The sequence below is a fragment of the Pseudomonas protegens genome, assembly GCF_003363755.1.
Classification (GTDB): Bacteria; Pseudomonadota; Gammaproteobacteria; order Pseudomonadales; family Pseudomonadaceae; genus Aquipseudomonas; species Aquipseudomonas danubii.
Genome location: NZ_CP031396.1, coordinates 2,521,079 through 2,538,065, shown reverse-complemented (window position 1 = coordinate 2,538,065; position 16,987 = coordinate 2,521,079). Strand labels below are relative to the sequence as shown.

The following is a 16,987-nucleotide window of genomic DNA, read 5'->3' as shown; positions in this document are numbered from 1 at the left end:
TAAATGACCGACTATAAAGCCACGTTAAACCTTCCGGACACCGCCTTCCCAATGAAGGCCGGCCTGCCTCAGCGCGAACCACAGATTCTGCAGCGTTGGGACAGCATTGGCCTGTACGGAAAGTTGCGCGAGATTGGCAAGGATCGTCCGAAGTTCGTTCTGCACGACGGTCCTCCTTATGCCAACGGCACTATTCACATCGGTCATGCGCTGAACAAAATTCTCAAGGACATGATCCTGCGCTCGAAAACCCTGTCGGGGTTCGACGCACCTTATGTTCCGGGCTGGGACTGCCACGGCCTGCCGATCGAGCACAAAGTCGAAGTGACCTACGGCAAGAACCTGGGCGCAGATAAAACCCGCGAACTGTGCCGCGCCTACGCCACCGAGCAGATCGAAGGGCAGAAGTCCGAATTCATCCGTCTGGGCGTTCTGGGCGAATGGGACAACCCGTACAAGACCATGAACTTCAAGAACGAGGCCGGAGAAATCCGCGCCTTGGCCGAAATCGTCAAAGGCGGCTTCGTGTTCAAGGGCCTCAAGCCTGTGAACTGGTGCTTCGACTGCGGTTCGGCCCTGGCCGAAGCGGAAGTCGAGTACGAAGACAAGAAGTCCTCGACCATCGACGTGGCCTTCCCGATCGCCGATGAAGACAAGTTGGCCACCGCCTTCGGCCTGGCCAAACTGGCCAAGCCCGCGGCTATCGTGATCTGGACCACCACCCCGTGGACCATCCCGGCCAACCAGGCGCTGAACGTCCATCCGGAGTTCAACTACGCCCTGGTGGATGCCGGCGAGCGCCTGCTGGTGCTGGCCGAAGAGCTGGTTGAGTCCTGCCTGGCTCGCTACAACCTGGAAGGTTCGGTGATCGCTACCGCCCCGGGTTCTGCCCTGGAACTGATCAATTTCCGTCATCCGTTCTACGATCGTCTGTCGCCGGTGTACCTGGCCGAGTACGTGGAACTGGGGGCTGGCACTGGCGTGGTTCACTCGGCCCCGGCCTATGGTGAAGACGACTTCGTGACCTGCAAGCGCTACGGCATGGTCAACGACGACATCCTCAACCCGGTACAGAGCAACGGCGTCTACGTGCCATCGCTGGAGTTCTTCGGCGGCCAGTTCATCTGGAAGGCCAATCCGCTCATCGTCGATAAGCTGAGTGAAGTGGGTGCGTTGCTGCACACCGAAATCATCAGCCACAGCTACATGCACTGCTGGCGCCACAAGAGCCCGTTGATCTACCGTGCCACCGCGCAATGGTTCATCGGCATGGACAAAGAGCCGGTCAGCGGTGACACCCTGCGTGCGCGCTCGCTCAAAGCGATCGAAGACACCAAGTTCGTCCCCGCCTGGGGCCAGGCGCGCCTGCATTCGATGATCGCCAACCGTCCGGACTGGTGCATCTCCCGCCAGCGCAACTGGGGCGTGCCGATCCCGTTCTTCCTGAACAAGGAAAGCGGCGAACTGCACCCACGCACCGTCGAGCTGATGGAAGAAGTGGCCCAGCGTGTTGAGCAGGAAGGCATCGAGGCCTGGTTCAAGCTGGACGCCGCCGAGCTGCTGGGCGACGAAGCGCCGCTGTACGACAAGATCAGCGACACCCTCGACGTGTGGTTCGACTCCGGCACCACTCACTGGCACGTACTGCGCGGTTCGCACCCAATGGGCCACGTGAACGGCCCACGTGCCGACCTGTACCTGGAAGGCTCGGACCAACACCGCGGCTGGTTCCACTCGTCGTTGCTGACCGGTTGCGCCATCGACAACCACGCGCCGTACCGCGAACTGCTGACCCACGGTTTCACCGTCGATGAGACGGGCCGCAAGATGTCCAAGTCGCTGAAGAACGTGATCGAGCCGAAAAAGATCAACGACACCTTGGGTGCCGACATCATGCGTCTGTGGGTGGCGTCGACCGATTACTCGGGCGAAATCGCCGTGTCGGACCAGATCCTGGCCCGCAGTGCCGACGCCTACCGCCGTATCCGCAATACCGCACGCTTCCTGCTGTCGAACCTGAGCGGTTTCAACCCGGCCACCGACATCCTGCCGGCCGAGGACATGCTCGCCCTGGATCGTTGGGCCGTGGACCGTACCCTGTTGCTGCAGCGCGAGTTGCAGGAACACTACGGCGAATACCGCTTCTGGAACGTGTACTCGAAGATCCACAACTTCTGCGTGCAGGAGTTGGGTGGTTTCTACCTCGACATCATCAAGGATCGCCAGTACACCACCGGCGCCAACAGCAAGGCACGTCGTTCGGCGCAGACCGCGCTGTACCACATCTCTGAAGCGCTGGTGCGCTGGATCGCGCCGATCCTGGCCTTCACCGCTGATGAACTGTGGGAATACCTGCCGGGCGAGCGTAACGAATCCGTGATGCTCAACACCTGGTACGAAGGCCTGAGCGAATTGCCAGCTGACTTCGAACTGGGCCGCGAGTACTGGGAGGGCGTGATGGCGGTCAAGGTTGCAGTGAACAAGGAGCTGGAAGTTCAGCGTGCGGCCAAGGCCGTCGGTGGCAACCTGCAAGCCGAAGTCACCCTGTTTACCGAGGATGGCCTGACCGCCGACCTGGCCAAGCTGAGCAACGAACTGCGTTTCGTGCTGATCACCTCGACCGCCAGCCTGGCACCGTTTGCCCAGGCGCCAGCGGATGCCGTGGCTACCGAAGTACCGGGCCTCAAGCTCAAAGTCGTCAAGTCGGCCTTCCCTAAGTGCGCCCGCTGCTGGCACTGCCGTGAAGACGTCGGCGTGAACCCTGAGCACCCGGAAATCTGCGGTCGTTGTGTGGATAACATCAGCGGCGCGGGCGAGGTTCGTCACTATGCCTAACGCCGCAGGCCGTTTCGGCCGTCTGGGCTGGCTGTGGTTGAGCTTGCTGGTCCTGGTCATCGACCAGGCCAGCAAGCTGCACTTTGAAAGCTCGCTGACCATGTACCAGCAGATCGTAGTGATCCCCGAGTACTTCAGTTGGACCCTGGCTTATAACACCGGCGCAGCCTTCAGCTTCCTCGCGGACAGCTCTGGCTGGCAGCGCTGGCTGTTCGCCCTGATCGCGATTGTGGTCAGCGCCGTGCTGGTGGTCTGGCTCAAGCGCCTGGGGCGTAACGAAACCTGGCTGGCCATCGCTCTGGCCCTGGTACTGGGCGGTGCCTTGGGCAACCTGTATGACCGCATTGCCCTGGGCCATGTGATCGATTTCATCCTGGTGCACTGGCAGAACCGCTGGTACTTCCCGGCATTCAACTTCGCCGACAGTGCTATCACCGTTGGCGCGGTGATGCTGGCCCTGGATATGTTCAAGAGCAAGAAAACCGGAGAAGCCGTTCATGACTGAACAGGTATTGACTGAGCAACGCATCGGTCAGAACACGGAAGTCACTTTGCACTTCGCATTGCGCCTGGAGAACGGCGATACCGTAGACAGCACTTTCGACAAGGCCCCGGCGACCTTCAAGGTCGGTGACGGCAACCTGCTCCCCGGGTTCGAGGCCGCGCTGTTCGGCTTCAAGGCCGGTGACCAGCGTAGCCTGACGATTGAGCCGGAAAACGCCTTTGGCCAGCCGAACCCGCAGAACGTGCAGGTCATCCCGCGTTCGCAGTTCCAGGACATGGAGTTGTCGGAAGGTTTGCTGGTGATCTTCAATGACGCGGCCAATACTGAGCTGCCGGGTGTGGTCAAAGCCTTCGATGATGCTCAAGTCACCGTAGACTTCAACCACCCGCTGGCCGGCAAGACCTTGACCTTCGACGTGGAAATCATCGACGTCAAAGCGCTTTAACAGCATCGCCGGCATGCCGTGCCCTATTCTGTAGGGGTTGGTTTGCTGGCGATCCGCTGTCTATAACGATCTAACTTCTTGCGCGCAAGACACGAGGCACAGCATGCAAATCAAACTCGCCAATCCCCGTGGCTTCTGCGCCGGTGTGGACCGGGCGATTGAAATCGTCAATCGCGCCCTGGAAGTCTTCGGGCCGCCGATCTACGTCCGGCATGAAGTGGTGCACAACAAATTTGTCGTCGAAGACCTGCGCAATCGTGGTGCGATCTTCGTCGAAGAGCTGGAACAGGTGCCGGACGACGTCATCGTTATCTTCAGCGCCCACGGTGTCTCCCAGGCTGTACGCAGTGAAGCGGCCGGTCGCGGTCTCAAAGTGTTCGATGCCACTTGCCCGCTGGTGACCAAGGTGCATATCGAAGTGGCGCGCTACAGCCGTGATGGTCGTGAGTGCATCCTCATCGGACACGCCGGCCACCCTGAAGTCGAAGGCACCATGGGTCAGTACGACGCCAGCAACGGCGGCGCCATCTACCTGGTGGAAGATGAAAAGGATGTAGCCGAGCTGCAGGTGCAGAACCCTGAACGCCTGGCGTTCGTGACCCAGACCACCTTGTCCATGGACGATACCAGCCGGGTGATCGATGCCCTGCGCACGCGTTTCCCGGCCATTGGCGGGCCGCGCAAGGACGATATCTGCTACGCCACGCAAAACCGTCAGGACGCGGTCAAGCAACTGGCCGACGAGTGCGATGTGGTGCTGGTGGTGGGCAGCCCCAACAGTTCGAACTCCAACCGCCTGCGCGAGCTGGCCGAGCGCATGGCCACTCCCGCCTACCTGATCGACGGCGCCGAGGACCTGCAGCGCAGCTGGTTCGACGGTGTCGAGCGCATCGGCATTACCGCCGGCGCTTCGGCGCCGGAAGTGCTGGTGCGTGGGGTGATCCAGCAGTTGCAGGCCTGGGGCGCCACCGGTGCTGACGAGTTGGCTGGCCGCGAAGAGAACATCACCTTCTCCATGCCCAAAGAGTTGCGGGTTCGCTCCCTGCTCTGATCAGTCCACTCCCATGCAAAGGGCCTGCTCGGCGGTTTCGCTGCGCAGGCTGACCCGCCCGCTGCGCGACAGCACCACCTGGTGGCGGCTGTGTTCCTGGTCGGCCTGGCAGATATGCAAGGTGCCGGCCTGGAAGGCGCCACTGGGCAGCAACGGATTGCCCTGGGCACTGAAGCGCACGAAGTGCTGTACCGGACGATTACCCACAATCAGCACTTGCCCACCGCTCTGACGCTCGATCAGCAGCGGATTCTCTGGATCCTCCCACCCCTTGCCACTGACATCCAGAATGATGCGCCAGCCCTGGCTCCAGTCGTCGTTCAGACTATGTATCAGTGCGGTGCGCTGGTGCAGGATAGCCGCCGCCCGTGCATTGCGCAGGCCGCTGGCGAGCATCTGCGCCGCTTCCTGCTGTCGATTGGTGCGCAATAGTTCACTGAGCGCAGCCGTGGACAGCGGCAGCAAAAGTGCCAGCAAGGCCAGCGCGATCAGCAGTTCAATCAGGCTGAAGCCCTTTTCATGCATGGTGTCTCCTCCCTGGAGATGAGGCGTTCACGCTATCCGTATGCAGGCGCTGAGCAGATGACCAGCTTGCCGGTCTGGGATGGGGCGAATCGCCGCCCGTTATAGCCGATGCCTGTTCCAGGGTGGGTGGTGTATTTGGGTACAAAGGGTTTCACCCGATTGAAACGGCCCAGCGCCTGGGCCCTTGCGGCTCGACCTCAAGGGAGAGGTAAGGGGGCTGTGAGCAATGTGTTGCGGGTTGTTCCGAGAGGCGGCCCGGGGCTGACTCTGGCACTAACCTTTGAAGTCGAGAGCATTGGTTTCCATCGCTTCTGTGGGCTCACACGAGCCTGCTTCATCGGAGATCGGTGGTTGTCTGCATGGGCTTGGGAGCGTGACGGAGATTGGAACATGAGGGAGCAGCATGCACAGGCCGGCATGACCCTGATCGAGGTGCTGGTGGCCCTGTTGATTCTCGCGGTGGGGCTGCTGGGGGCCGCGGCGGTCCAGATCAAGGCCTTGCAGTACACCGACAGTTCACGGATGAGTGCCCAGGCCAGCTTTATCGCCTATGACATGCTTGACCGGATCCGTGCCAATGCGGCGGCCGACTATGGTGTTGCCACGCCCGCTGCAGGCAGCCCGGGCAATGTGCGGGATCAGGACCTGCATGATTTCGCCAGCAACGTGGCGAACTTCGGGGGCCCCAGCGCCAAGGGCAGTATCAGTGTCAATCAGCAGGTCTATACCATCCGCATCACGTGGGACGATTCCCGGGCCGAGGGGCATTCGCGGAGTCAGCGCGCTCTGGTGCTCAGCAGCCGCGTGGCCGTGGATTCGTGAGGGGCGCGATGAGGCAGGGCAGCCATGGCTTCGGGCTGGTAGAGATAATGCTGGCACTGGCTTTGAGCCTGGTGCTGGTGCTGGGTGCGGCTCAGGTGTTTATCGCGGCGAAGGCTACTTACCTCAGCCAGAACGCCTCGGCCTACCTGCTGGAGGATGCGCGTTTTGTTCTGAGCAAGATGCTCCAGGAAATTCGCATGGCAGGGCTTTCCGGTTGCCTGCGCACCGTCAATGATCGCAGTACGGCTAAGGAGTTTTCCCGCTACGCGGCCACCCCGATTCAGTGGAGCAATGTCGAGCGCAAGCTGACCTTGATCACCGCCGACATCGGTGATTATGGCGGGACGCCGACCTGGAGCCTGGTCACCGACTGTCAGCGCAGCGCCGTGGTCTATTCGGGGGCTCATCAAGGGGAGGGCGGACAGCAGGTCCTGGCCTTGCGCCGGCTGTTCTATAGCCTCCAGGACCATCAATTGATGCTGGGCAGCGGCTTGGGCAAGCAGCAGGCGGTGCTGCTGGATAATGTCGAGGCCTTCGAGGTGAGTTTCGGTATGGCCCGTACCACAACGGATAGTGCCGCTTCCAGCTACAGCCGCAACCCGGGAGATCCGGCACGTATTCGCAGCGTGCGGTTGCAGCTGACATTGGTCGATCCCCAGCAGCGTGTGCGTCCGCAGCGCTTTACGCTAGTGGCGGCCTTGCGTAACAGGTTGCCCTGATGCCTGGCATCAATCGCGCAGGGCCCACCAGGGAGAGAGGCATGGCGTTGTTGGTGAGCCTGGTGTTCTTGTTGCTGCTGACCATGATCGGCCTGTCATCGCTGCAGAACGCCATCCTCCAGGAAAAGATGAGCGCCAGCCTGACCTTGAACAACCGCGCATTCCAGGCTGCAGAAGCGGCCTTGCGCGTCGGGGAAAACGCGGTGCGCATGGATGACTATCGTTTGTCGGTATGCGCCAATCCTTCTGAATGTGCCCCTCCCGCTGAGTCTGCAGCGGTCAGCAGCGCGGGCTTCAACAGTGTTTCCGCCGTGACCTGGATCGCCACCAGAGAGGGTTTCTATGGGGTGCAGAACCTGGGGGCTTCTACGGATGCGGTCAACCTGCCGATCAATACCGTCGCCACCTTGTATCGAGTGACTGCCGTGGGTTTGGCCGGTCATTCGCGCAGCGTCTTGGAGAGCATTTATGCCAAATACTGAACCTGATTCGAAAGGTAGCCGGCTGTTGCTCGTCGTTGCCGCTACGTTGCTGGGCAGTTTGTGGCAAGGGGGCCCGGCCCAGGCGCGCGGTCCCGCCAACAGCCTACTCCCAGGCGCTGTTGCAGCAGCGCCTGAAGTGATAACCGGCACTCCTTATGTTCGGCCATTAACCCTGCCCCTTGTACGCGGACAGGTTTTGCCTTGTGCAGCGATGAGCAGTGCCGGCGAGCCCATGGGTGTGGTTCCGTGGCGGCTGGTGCATGTTCGTGACGCTCGGCGGGTGTCCTGCAACCTTCTGCCGTTCAAGATCGATGGCCCCGACTCAAACACTGGTAGTGGGAAATTGATCGAGCTGCAAGCGTTCAGCGGTAAGATGCTCGACGCTGCGGTTGCGCACACCCATGGCACTGGCAAGATCATCCGCGATTCCAGTGGCGGCATCAGCCCCCGGGTGGACAAAAACGACGGTGGCAGCCGGCGCATCCTGTGGCGACAAATTCAGTAAGCGAGATTCTTGACCATGCGCAGATCCAACCAAGGGTTCACCCTGATCGAAATCATGATCGTGATTGCGATCATCGGTCTGGTCCTTACCTTGAGTCTTCCCAGCATCACCGAATACATGAAGAAGCCCCATCGCAGTGAAATCGCCGTGCTGCTCACCGAGCAGGCGCAGCAACTGGAGCGCCACTTCTCCAAGATCGGTGTCTACAGCAACGCCCCGGATCTGAGCACCGGCAATGAGTACTACAGCATCACCCCGGCTCTGAGCGACAGCGGGTTCTCGCTGACCGCGACGCCAAAAGCCGATGGGATGATGGCGGGGGACAAATGCGGCAGCTTCAGCATCGATCAGACAGGTGCCACCAGCATCAGCGGTCAAGCAGACGGGCTCGCGGCTAAGGATTGCTGGGGACGCTGAGTCTCTGTATCGGGGAGCTGCGGCGCCCACTGTCTTTCTCATGATTGGATCGAATTATGGTCAAGCAACAGCAAGTGCTGGTGGTGGGCGGCGGAGTGATCGGCCTGCTCACGGCTTTCAATCTGGCGTCCCGGGGCCAGCAGGTGCGGCTTGTAGAGCGTTCGGAACTGGGGCGTGAGTCGTCGTGGGCTGGTGGAGGCATCGTCTCGCCGCTGTACCCTTGGCGCTACAGTCCGGCAGTCACGGCGCTGGCCCATTGGTCCCAGGACTTTTATCCACAGCTGGCGGAGCAACTGCTGAGTGCTACCGGGGTTGATCCCGAAGTGCATACCACCGGGCTCTACTGGCTGGATCTGGAGGATGAGGCCCAGGCCCTGCAATGGGCGCGGCGTGAGGGGCGGCCCCTGAGCGCTGTGGATATCTCGGCGGTACATGATGGGGTGCCGGTGCTGGGGAGCGGCTACCAGCGGGCGATCTACATGGCCAATGTGGCCAATGTGCGTAATCCGCGGCTGGTCAAATCCCTCAAGGCCGCTTTGCAGGCTTTGCCCAACGTGCACATCGACGAGCAGTGCAGCGTCAGCGGCTTTATTTGTGAAGGCCGGCAGGTGGCAGGCGTGCACAGTTCGCTGGGTGAGATCCGCGCCGATCAGGTGGTGCTCTGCGCCGGGGCCTGGAGTGGCGAGTTGCTGGGCAGCCTGGGGCTTGTACTGCCGGTGGAACCGGTCAAAGGGCAGATGATCCTGTACAAATGCGCTGCCGACTTCCTGTCCTGCATGGTCCTGGCCAAGGGCCGTTATGCGATTCCCCGGCGTGACGGACACATCCTGGTGGGCAGTACTCTGGAGCACGAAGGGTTCGACAAGACGCCTACTGCATCCGCTCTGGAAAGCCTCAAGGCTTCTGCTGTCGAGCTGATCCCGGCACTGGCGGACGCTGAGGTCGTGGGGCATTGGGCTGGGCTGCGTCCGGGGTCGCCGGAGGGCATTCCCTACATCGGGCCAGTTCCCGGCTTTGCCGGTTTGTGGCTCAACTGTGGGCATTACCGTAACGGCCTGGTGCTGGCGCCCGCTTCCTGCCAGCTTTTTTGCGACCTGCTGCTGGGACAAGCGCCGATCATCGATCCGGCGCCCTATGCGCCCGAAGGTCGAATTTAATTCAGGCCAAGCTTCTTCATGCGGTAACGCATCGAACGCAAGGACAGACTCAGCCGTCGGGCCGCCGCTGTGCGGTTCCAGCGGCTTTCCTCCAGGGCCTGGAGCAATAAATGGCGCTCCACCTGTTGCAGGTGCAGCGCGAGGTCCAGGCTGGGAGGGAGCGAAGGGGCGGGAAGGTCCTGGTGTTCACTGACAGGCAGATGCAGGTCGCTCAGCTCTATCCACGGACCCTCGCAAAGGGTCTGGGCCCGCTCCAGCAGGTTCTCCAGTTCACGTACGTTGCCGGGAAAGTCGTAGCGCTCCAGGGCTTGCAGTGCTTGCGGGCTTAGTTGGGTGGCAGGCTTGTCGCCGGATTTGGCCAGGCGTTGCAGAATGTGCCGCGCCAGTATCTCGATATCTCCCGGGCGCTCGCGCAGCGCGGGGACTCGCAGTTCGATCACATTCAAGCGGTAGTAGAGATCCTGGCGAAAGCGGCCGGACTCTACCTCGCACTTCAGATCCTTGTGAGTGGCACAGAGAATCCGCACATCGACGGCTCTTTCCTCCTGGCTGCCCACCGGACGCACGGACCTTTCCTGCAGTGCACGCAGTAGCTTCACTTGCATGGCAAGAGGCAGGTCGGCGACCTCGTCGAGGAACAGGGTTCCCCCCTCAGCGGCCTGGAACAGTCCAGGCTGATCAGCCAGGGCGCCACTGAAGCTGCCTTTGCGGTGACCGAAAAACTCACTCTCCATCAGTTCGCCAGGAATGGCGCCACAGTTGACCGGAATGAAGGGCGCCCTGGCCCTGGGACCCAACTGGTGGATCAAACGCGCCACTCGCTCCTTGCCACTGCCGGATTCGCCGCTGATGTAGACCGCCGCCAGGCTGGGGGCCAACTTGTCGATGTGTTGGCGCAGGTTGTCCATGGGCGGTGAATGCCCCAACAACTGATGGTCGGGTAGTTTTTTTGTGGCGGTGGGCAGCCGCTTCAGTCTGCTGCTTATCCATTCTCGAAGGCGCATGGGGTGTAGCGGCTTGTGCAGCAGGTCGCAAGCCCCGACTTCCAGGGCGCAGGCCTGCGTGCCTGGGTCATTGCTTAGAAGTGCGACCGGCAATTGAGGGTGGCATTGGCGAATATGCAGCAGCAGGTCCAGTCCGCTGCCATCCGGCAAATGCAGGTCTGTCAGGCATAGGTCGAAGCGCTCCCGGGCCAGGTGAGTCCGGGCTTCCTGCAAGGTGCGGGCACTTTGGGTGTGCAGGCGCATGCGGCCGAGGGTGATTTCCACGAGGGCACGGACTTCCATGGCCTCATCGACCACCAGCACCCTAGGCATTGGGTTCATGGCGGCTGCCGTTTTCATGGGTCAGTCAACAGCGGGCAATAGCGCCCGTGTTGGGGGGCGAGAGCTCAGTCTAGGCCCTTGGGGTGGGCGGCGCAGGGTGCCGGGGGCGGGTTATTTTGTCGCCAATTGTGCGGACGATGGGGGTAGGGCTCAGCGATCCTTGCTACCCGGGCCCTGCTCCAGATGGGCCTGGCTGCAGTACCACTGTTGTGACAGGCTCAACGCCCGGTCCTGAGGCAGGTGTACGCCGCAGTGAGCGCAGCGCACCATTGGCGTACTCCCCGGCTCCTGGGGCGTGCGGGGAGTTGCAGCGGGGCGCTTGAATTTGCGCCAGAACCATACCGCAGCGGCAATCAGAGCGATCCAGAACAGTAGACGAACCATGGTGACCAGCTTTATGGGGAAAAGAGGGAGCAGTTTATCCAAGCGCCCGGCGGGCGCACAGGCCCATCAAGCTGTGGGCATGAAAAAGGGAGACTTGAAGTCTCCCTTTTTTACTGCGGCGCTATCAGTCGAACACGCCGAAGGTCATGTAGCTGAACCAGGAGCGGTCACTGTTGTTGCCAGTGGCCTCGTGCTCTTCTTCCTCGACCACGTCGCCGTTGCTGTCTTTAGGCTTGAGCTCCGACGGGATCGCGTCCTTGGCATCCTGATACTGCTTCATCACGTCCTGATTGGCGCGGGTTTCTCCCGGCGGCAGCGGTGGACGGGACTCGATAAGGCCCAGGGTGGCCTTGCTCAGCCAGGAGCGGTTGTCGGCTTCGGCCACCCGTGGCACAAACTGACCATCAACCAGGCTTGGGTGGTCAGGGTAGTTGAGCTTCAGGGTTTCCAGGCTGGTGGCAGCCAGTTCGTCCAGGTGCAGACGCTGGTAGGCCTCGGTCATCACCGCCAGGCCGTCACCCACGGAAGGGGTTTCCTGGAAGTTTTCCACCACGTAGCGGCCACGGTTGGCGGCGGCGACATAGGCCTGACGGGTCAGGTAATAGTCGGCCACGTGGATTTCGTAGGCGGCCAGCAGGTTGCGCAGGTAAATCATGCGCTGCTTGGCGTCCGGGGCGTAGCGGCTGTTGGGGAAGCGGCTGGTGAGCTGGGCGAACTCGTTGTAGGAATCGCGGGCGGCACCCGGGTCACGCTTGGTCATGTCCAGTGGCAGGAAGCGCGCCAGCAGGCCGACGTCCTGATCGAAGGAGGTCAGGCCCTTGAGGTAGTAGGCGTAGTCGACGTTCGGGTGTTGTGGGTGCAGGCGAATGAAGCGCTCGGCGGCGGATTTCGCAGCCTCTGGCTCGGCATTCTTGTAGTTGGCGTAGATCAGCTCGAGCTGTGCCTGATCGGCGTAGCGACCAAAGGGATAGCGCGATTCCAGGGCCTTGAGCTTGGCGGTGGCGCTGGTGTAGCTGTGGTTGTCCAGGTCGGTCTGCGCCTGCTGGTACAACTCGACTTCGCTCAGGTTTTCGTCAACGACTTCCTTCGATGAGCAAGCAGCGGTCAGTGCGAGGATGGCGATCAGCAGCAGGTGTTTCACTTGCATGGCGGCTTGCGTCCCTATGACGGCCGCTGTCTTGGGCGGGGCCGTCCTGTTATGATGAGCGCCCCGTTGAAAGCCTCGGGGCAAAAGACGCCGTATTTAACCACAAGCGCGCAGCCGAAACCAAAGGCTGTGCCGACGCCCAGTCCGAGCATGTCCGATAAAATTGAACTTCGCGCAGAGGTGCCGTCCGAACTGGGCGGTCAACGCCTCGATCAAGTCGCCGCACAACTATTCGCTGAGCATTCGCGCTCGCGCCTTTCCGCCTGGATCAAAGACGGCCGCCTGACTGTTGACGGAGCGGTGATCCGCCCTCGGGACATCGTGCACGGCGGTGCCGTTCTCGAACTGACCGCCGAGCAGGAGGCTCAGGGTGAGTGGATCGCCCAGGACATCGAGCTGGACATCGTCTATGAAGACGATGACATCCTGGTGATCAACAAGCCTGCGGGCCTGGTGGTGCACCCGGCTGCCGGCCATGCCGATGGCACGCTGCTCAATGCCCTGCTGCATCACATCCCCGACATTATCAATGTGCCGCGGGCGGGTATCGTCCACCGTCTGGACAAGGACACCACCGGTCTGATGGTGGTGGCCAAGACCATTCAGGCGCAGACCCAGTTGGTGGCTCAGCTGCAGAGCCGCAGCGTCAGCCGCATCTATGAATGCATCGTGATCGGTGTAGTGACTGCGGGGGGCAAGATCAATGCTCCCATTGGTCGCCACGGCCAGCAGCGCCAGCGCATGGCGGTGATGGAGGGGGGCAAGCAGGCTGTCAGCCACTACCGCGTTCTGGAGCGCTTCCGTTCCCACACCCATGTACGGGTCAAGCTGGAAACCGGTCGTACTCACCAGATTCGGGTGCACATGGCCCACATCAACTTCCCGCTGGTGGGCGATCCGGCTTACGGCGGTCGCTTCCGCATTCCGCCGGCGGCCAGCCAGACCATGGTCGAGTCGCTGAAAAACTTCCCGCGCCAGGCCTTGCACGCGCGTTTCCTGGAGTTGGACCATCCGACCACTGGTCAACGCATGAGCTGGGAATCACCGTTGCCGGATGACTTCGTCTGGTTGTTGTCGCTGCTCAAGCAGGACCGTGAGGCGTTCATCGGATGAGTGGCTGGCTGATTCCTGACTGGCCCGCGCCGGCTGGGGTCAAAGCCTGTGTTACTACCCGCGATGGCGGCGTCAGCCTGGCGCCGTTTGACAGCCTCAATCTGGGCGACCACGTTGAGGATCGGCCTCAAGCGGTGGCCGAGAATCGCCGGCGCCTGACCGAACACTTCGCTATTGCCCCGGCCTGGTTGCAACAGGTGCACGGGATTGCTGTGGCTCACGCCGATCCTGGCGTCGTGGTCAGCGCCGATGCCAGTTGGTCCGCCACGCCAGGCATTGCCTGTGCGGTGATGACCGCCGACTGCCTGCCTGCGTTGTTCTGCAACCGAGCCGGAACCCGGGTCGCGGCAGCCCATGCCGGTTGGCGCGGGCTGGCAGCTGGCGTGCTGGAAGCCACTCTCGACAGCCTGGATGTACCCGCCGCTGAGGTCTTGGTATGGCTGGGGCCCGCTATAGGTCCGCAGAGTTTCGAAGTTGGTGCGGAGGTCCGTGAAGCTTTCGTTGCCCAATTGGCGGCCGCGGAGCAAGCCTTTGTCCCTAGCGTCAATGCCGGGCGCTTCATGGCTGACATCTACCAGTTGGCGCGCCTGCGTCTGGCCACCCGGGGTGTGACGGCGGTCTATGGTGGTGGTTATTGCACCGTGACCGACCCACGCTTCTTCTCTTATCGGCGCAGCCCACGTACCGGGCGTTTTGCCTCCCTTATCTGGCTTGAACGCTAGACTAATCTGACTTGCGTCAAGCAGCTGACGCTTGAATCTCCCAGAATCGACCGCATCTAGAGAATCATCTGGCAGGTTTCTCTATTTAGGTGTGTCCATCGCTCCGGCCTGCTCAAAAGGAAGGTGACTAATGCGTATAGACCGATTAACCAGCAAATTGCAGCTGGCCTTATCCGATTCTCAATCCTTGGCCGTTGGCCTCGATCATCCGGCCATTGAACCTGCGCACCTGATGCAGGCTCTGCTTGAACAGCAAGGCGGCTCGATCAAGCCACTGCTGATGCAGGTGGGCTTCGACGTCAACAGCCTGCGCAAGGAACTGAGCAAAGAGCTCGACCAACTGCCAAAAATCCAGAACCCCACTGGCGACGTCAACATGTCCCAGGATCTGGCGCGCCTGCTCAACCAGGCCGATCGCCTGGCCCAGCAGAAAGGCGACCAGTTCATTTCCAGCGAGTTGGTACTGCTGGCCGCCATGGATGAAAACAGCAAGCTCGGCAAGTTGCTGCTGGGTCAGGGCGTGAGCAAGAAAGCCCTGGAAAACGCCATCAACAACCTGCGCGGCGGTGAGGCGGTGAATGACGCCAACGTCGAGGAGTCGCGCCAGGCCCTGGACAAGTACACCGTCGATCTGACCAAGCGCGCCGAAGAGGGCAAGCTTGACCCGGTGATCGGGCGTGACGATGAAATTCGCCGGACCATCCAGGTGCTGCAACGCCGGACCAAGAACAACCCGGTGCTGATCGGTGAACCTGGCGTGGGTAAAACCGCCATCGCCGAAGGCCTGGCCCAGCGGATCATTAATGGCGAAGTGCCTGATGGCCTGAAAGGCAAGCGCCTGCTGTCCCTGGACATGGGCGCGCTGATTGCCGGTGCCAAGTACCGTGGCGAGTTCGAGGAACGCCTGAAATCCCTGCTCAACGAGCTGTCGAAGCAGGAAGGTCAGATCATCCTGTTCATCGACGAGCTGCACACCATGGTCGGTGCCGGTAAAGGCGAAGGCTCGATGGATGCGGGCAACATGCTCAAACCGGCCCTGGCCCGTGGCGAGCTGCATTGCGTCGGTGCCACCACGCTCAACGAGTACCGCCAATATATAGAGAAGGATGCAGCCCTTGAGCGGCGCTTCCAGAAAGTGTTGGTGGACGAGCCGAGTGAGGAAGACACCATCGCCATCCTGCGTGGCCTGAAAGAGCGCTATGAGGTGCACCATAAGGTAGCCATCACCGACGGTGCGATCATTGCCGCGGCCAAGCTCAGCCATCGTTACATCACAGATCGGCAACTGCCGGACAAGGCCATTGACCTGATCGACGAAGCTGCCAGCCGCATCCGCATGGAGATCGACTCCAAGCCGGAAGTGCTGGACCGTCTGGAGCGGCGCCTGATTCAACTGAAAGTCGAATCCCAGGCGCTGAAGAAGGAAGACGACGAGGCAGCGATCAAGCGCCTGGAAAAACTCCAGGAAGAGATTGTCCGCCTGGAGCGTGAGTACGCTGACCTGGAAGAAGTCTGGACCTCGGAGAAAGCCGAAGTGCAGGGCTCTGCGCAGATCCAGCAGAAGATCGAGCAATCGCGTCAGGAGCTGGAAACGGCGCGGCGTAAAGGCGACCTGAACCGCATGGCCGAGCTGCAGTACGGGGTGATCCCGGATCTGGAGCGCAGCCTGCAGATGGTCGACCAGCACGGCCACAGCGAGAACCAGTTGCTGCGCAGCAAGGTCACCGAGGAAGAAATTGCCGAAGTGGTGTCCAAGTGGACCGGCATCCCGGTGTCGAAAATGCTCGAAGGCGAGCGCGACAAGCTGTTGAAGATGGAAAGCCTGCTGCATCAACGGGTGATCGGCCAGAACGAAGCCGTGGTGGCGGTATCCAACGCAGTGCGCCGCTCCCGGGCTGGCTTGTCCGATCCGAACCGGCCAAGTGGTTCGTTCATGTTCCTCGGCCCAACCGGCGTGGGTAAGACTGAGTTGTGCAAGGCCTTGGCGGAGTTCCTCTTCGATACCGAGGAAGCCATGGTGCGGATCGACATGTCCGAGTTCATGGAGAAACACTCCGTGGCTCGCCTGATCGGTGCGCCGCCAGGCTATGTCGGTTATGAAGAAGGTGGCTACCTGACCGAAGCCGTGCGTCGCAAGCCTTACTCGGTCATCCTGCTGGACGAAGTCGAGAAGGCGCACCCGGATGTGTTCAATATCCTGCTGCAGGTTCTGGAAGATGGTCGCCTGACGGACAGCCACGGACGCACTGTGGACTTTCGCAACACGGTGATCGTCATGACCTCCAACCTGGGCTCGGCACAGATCCAGGAGTTGGTAGGGGATCGCGAGGCACAGCGGGCAGCGGTGATGGATGCGGTGTCCACCCACTTCCGGCCGGAGTTCATCAACCGGGTCGACGAAGTAGTGATCTTCGAGCCTCTGGCACGGGATCAGATCGCTGGCATCACGCAGATCCAGTTGGGGCGCCTGCGCAGCCGTCTGGCGGAGCGCGAGCTGAGCCTGGAACTGAGCGACGAGGCCTTGGACAAGCTGATCGCCGTGGGTTACGACCCGGTGTATGGCGCACGGCCGCTGAAGCGTGCGATCCAGCGCTGGATCGAGAACCCGTTGGCCCAGTTGATCCTGTCCGGTGGTTTCCTGCCAGGAGCAACAGTCACTGCGTCGGTGCGGGACGATGAAATCGTCTTTGCCTGATCGCTCAGTGGCGTATTGATGAAAAGGCCTCGCATGGCGAGGCCTTTTTTTTCACTAGGGCGTTGAACTGAAAGGAAAAGGCTTGTAAAGTGCGCCCCGCAGTCAGTCACCTCCTAGGTTTTTTCTGATGTAGAAGAA

General features: G+C 61.3%; 17 protein-coding genes. 13 read left to right on the top strand and 4 right to left on the bottom strand.

Features of this window, described 5'->3' with window-relative positions:
- Positions 1 to 3: 3 nt before the first annotated feature.
- The 4 genes from ileS to ispH all read left to right on the top strand — a co-directional run bounded on the left by ileS (position 4) and on the right by ispH (position 4,836).
- Positions 4 to 2,835 (top strand): isoleucine--tRNA ligase, encoded by a 2,832-nt coding sequence (ileS, locus tag DWF74_RS11265; RefSeq protein ID WP_115580969.1) that lies wholly within the window; start codon positions 4 to 6, stop codon positions 2,833 to 2,835.
- A complete protein-coding gene (lspA, locus tag DWF74_RS11260; RefSeq protein WP_102865450.1) occupies positions 2,828 to 3,340 on the top strand; it encodes a signal peptidase II in 513 nt (170 codons plus the stop codon). The genes ileS and lspA overlap by 8 nt, the downstream gene beginning before the upstream one ends.
- Positions 3,333 to 3,785: an FKBP-type peptidyl-prolyl cis-trans isomerase gene (gene fkpB, locus DWF74_RS11255; protein WP_115580968.1), complete on the top strand. Its 453-nt coding sequence runs from the start codon at positions 3,333 to 3,335 to the stop codon at positions 3,783 to 3,785. The genes lspA and fkpB overlap by 8 nt, the downstream gene beginning before the upstream one ends.
- 103 nt (positions 3,786 to 3,888) lie before the next feature.
- Positions 3,889 to 4,836, top strand: coding sequence for a 4-hydroxy-3-methylbut-2-enyl diphosphate reductase (ispH, locus tag DWF74_RS11250; RefSeq protein ID WP_102865452.1), 948 nt, complete (start codon positions 3,889 to 3,891; stop codon positions 4,834 to 4,836).
- Here the strand turns inward: ispH and DWF74_RS11245 are convergent, their stop codons facing one another.
- Positions 4,837 to 5,361, bottom strand: coding sequence for a GspH/FimT family protein (locus tag DWF74_RS11245; RefSeq protein WP_102865453.1), 525 nt, complete (start codon positions 5,359 to 5,361; stop codon positions 4,837 to 4,839). It lies immediately after the preceding gene.
- Positions 5,362 to 5,751: 390 nt separating this feature from the next.
- On the opposite strand from DWF74_RS11245, the gene pilV reads away from it, so the two are divergent.
- The 6 genes from pilV to thiO all read left to right on the top strand — a co-directional run bounded on the left by pilV (position 5,752) and on the right by thiO (position 9,463).
- Positions 5,752 to 6,183, top strand: coding sequence for a type IV pilus modification protein PilV (gene pilV, locus DWF74_RS11240; protein ID WP_102865454.1), 432 nt, complete (start codon positions 5,752 to 5,754; stop codon positions 6,181 to 6,183).
- An 8-nt stretch (positions 6,184 to 6,191) separates the two neighbouring features.
- Positions 6,192 to 6,902, top strand: a complete 711-nt coding sequence (locus tag DWF74_RS11235; RefSeq protein ID WP_115580967.1) for a PilW family protein — start codon at positions 6,192 to 6,194, stop codon at positions 6,900 to 6,902.
- 41 nt (positions 6,903 to 6,943) lie between these two features.
- Complete coding sequence (locus tag DWF74_RS11230) at positions 6,944 to 7,384, top strand: pilus assembly PilX family protein (protein WP_115580966.1); 441 nt, start codon at positions 6,944 to 6,946, stop codon at positions 7,382 to 7,384.
- 211 nt (positions 7,385 to 7,595) lie between these two features.
- Positions 7,596 to 7,889 carry a hypothetical protein gene (locus tag DWF74_RS11225; RefSeq protein WP_240322045.1) on the top strand — a complete coding sequence of 98 codons (294 nt, stop codon included), beginning with the start codon at positions 7,596 to 7,598 and terminating at the stop codon, positions 7,887 to 7,889.
- A 15-nt stretch (positions 7,890 to 7,904) separates the two neighbouring features.
- The gene (locus DWF74_RS11220) at positions 7,905 to 8,306 is read left to right on the top strand and encodes a type IV pilin protein (protein ID WP_115580965.1); all 402 of its coding nucleotides are present in this window, start codon (positions 7,905 to 7,907) and stop codon (positions 8,304 to 8,306) included.
- Between the two features lie 56 nt (positions 8,307 to 8,362).
- Positions 8,363 to 9,463 carry a glycine oxidase ThiO gene (thiO, locus tag DWF74_RS11215; protein WP_110652086.1) on the top strand — a complete coding sequence of 367 codons (1,101 nt, stop codon included), beginning with the start codon at positions 8,363 to 8,365 and terminating at the stop codon, positions 9,461 to 9,463.
- Here thiO and DWF74_RS11210 read toward each other — a convergent pair.
- The 3 genes from DWF74_RS11210 to DWF74_RS11200 form a co-directional block, all read right to left on the bottom strand.
- Complete coding sequence (locus DWF74_RS11210) at positions 9,460 to 10,788, bottom strand: sigma-54-dependent transcriptional regulator (protein WP_115580964.1); 1,329 nt, start codon at positions 10,786 to 10,788, stop codon at positions 9,460 to 9,462. The genes thiO and DWF74_RS11210 overlap by 4 nt on opposite strands.
- Before the next feature lie 150 nt (positions 10,789 to 10,938).
- Positions 10,939 to 11,172, bottom strand: coding sequence for a PP0621 family protein (locus DWF74_RS11205; protein ID WP_102865514.1), 234 nt, complete (start codon positions 11,170 to 11,172; stop codon positions 10,939 to 10,941).
- A 124-nt stretch (positions 11,173 to 11,296) separates the two neighbouring features.
- Positions 11,297 to 12,319, bottom strand: coding sequence for an outer membrane protein assembly factor BamD (locus tag DWF74_RS11200; RefSeq protein WP_102882249.1), 1,023 nt, complete (start codon positions 12,317 to 12,319; stop codon positions 11,297 to 11,299).
- A gap of 150 nt (positions 12,320 to 12,469) precedes the next feature.
- Between DWF74_RS11200 and rluD the strand changes: the two genes are divergently transcribed.
- From rluD to clpB, 3 genes are all read left to right on the top strand, one after another.
- A complete protein-coding gene (rluD, locus tag DWF74_RS11195) occupies positions 12,470 to 13,432 on the top strand; it encodes a 23S rRNA pseudouridine(1911/1915/1917) synthase RluD (RefSeq protein WP_102865461.1) in 963 nt (320 codons plus the stop codon).
- Entirely contained in the window at positions 13,429 to 14,154 is a 726-nt protein-coding gene (gene pgeF / locus DWF74_RS11190) for a peptidoglycan editing factor PgeF (RefSeq protein WP_102865462.1), read from the top strand. Before rluD ends, pgeF begins: the two co-directional genes overlap by 4 nt.
- Positions 14,155 to 14,284: 130 nt before the next feature.
- The gene (gene clpB, locus DWF74_RS11185; protein WP_115580963.1) at positions 14,285 to 16,849 is read left to right on the top strand and encodes an ATP-dependent chaperone ClpB; all 2,565 of its coding nucleotides are present in this window, start codon (positions 14,285 to 14,287) and stop codon (positions 16,847 to 16,849) included.
- Positions 16,850 to 16,987: the final 138 nt, after the last annotated feature.

Coding starts and splice junctions, on each gene's coding strand:
- ileS (WP_115580969.1), top strand. CDS start 4: ATGACCGACTATAAAGCCACGTTAAACCTTCCGGACACCGCCTTCCCA.
- lspA (WP_102865450.1), top strand. CDS start 2,828: ATGCCTAACGCCGCAGGCCGTTTCGGCCGTCTGGGCTGGCTGTGGTTG.
- fkpB (WP_115580968.1), top strand. CDS start 3,333: ATGACTGAACAGGTATTGACTGAGCAACGCATCGGTCAGAACACGGAA.
- ispH (WP_102865452.1), top strand. CDS start 3,889: ATGCAAATCAAACTCGCCAATCCCCGTGGCTTCTGCGCCGGTGTGGAC.
- DWF74_RS11245 (WP_102865453.1), bottom strand. CDS start 5,361: ATGCATGAAAAGGGCTTCAGCCTGATTGAACTGCTGATCGCGCTGGCC.
- pilV (WP_102865454.1), top strand. CDS start 5,752: ATGAGGGAGCAGCATGCACAGGCCGGCATGACCCTGATCGAGGTGCTG.
- DWF74_RS11235 (WP_115580967.1), top strand. CDS start 6,192: ATGAGGCAGGGCAGCCATGGCTTCGGGCTGGTAGAGATAATGCTGGCA.
- DWF74_RS11230 (WP_115580966.1), top strand. CDS start 6,944: ATGGCGTTGTTGGTGAGCCTGGTGTTCTTGTTGCTGCTGACCATGATC.
- DWF74_RS11225 (WP_240322045.1), top strand. CDS start 7,596: ATGAGCAGTGCCGGCGAGCCCATGGGTGTGGTTCCGTGGCGGCTGGTG.
- DWF74_RS11220 (WP_115580965.1), top strand. CDS start 7,905: ATGCGCAGATCCAACCAAGGGTTCACCCTGATCGAAATCATGATCGTG.
- thiO (WP_110652086.1), top strand. CDS start 8,363: ATGGTCAAGCAACAGCAAGTGCTGGTGGTGGGCGGCGGAGTGATCGGC.
- DWF74_RS11210 (WP_115580964.1), bottom strand. CDS start 10,788: ATGAACCCAATGCCTAGGGTGCTGGTGGTCGATGAGGCCATGGAAGTC.
- DWF74_RS11205 (WP_102865514.1), bottom strand. CDS start 11,172: ATGGTTCGTCTACTGTTCTGGATCGCTCTGATTGCCGCTGCGGTATGG.
- DWF74_RS11200 (WP_102882249.1), bottom strand. CDS start 12,319: ATGCAAGTGAAACACCTGCTGCTGATCGCCATCCTCGCACTGACCGCT.
- rluD (WP_102865461.1), top strand. CDS start 12,470: ATGTCCGATAAAATTGAACTTCGCGCAGAGGTGCCGTCCGAACTGGGC.
- pgeF (WP_102865462.1), top strand. CDS start 13,429: ATGAGTGGCTGGCTGATTCCTGACTGGCCCGCGCCGGCTGGGGTCAAA.
- clpB (WP_115580963.1), top strand. CDS start 14,285: ATGCGTATAGACCGATTAACCAGCAAATTGCAGCTGGCCTTATCCGAT.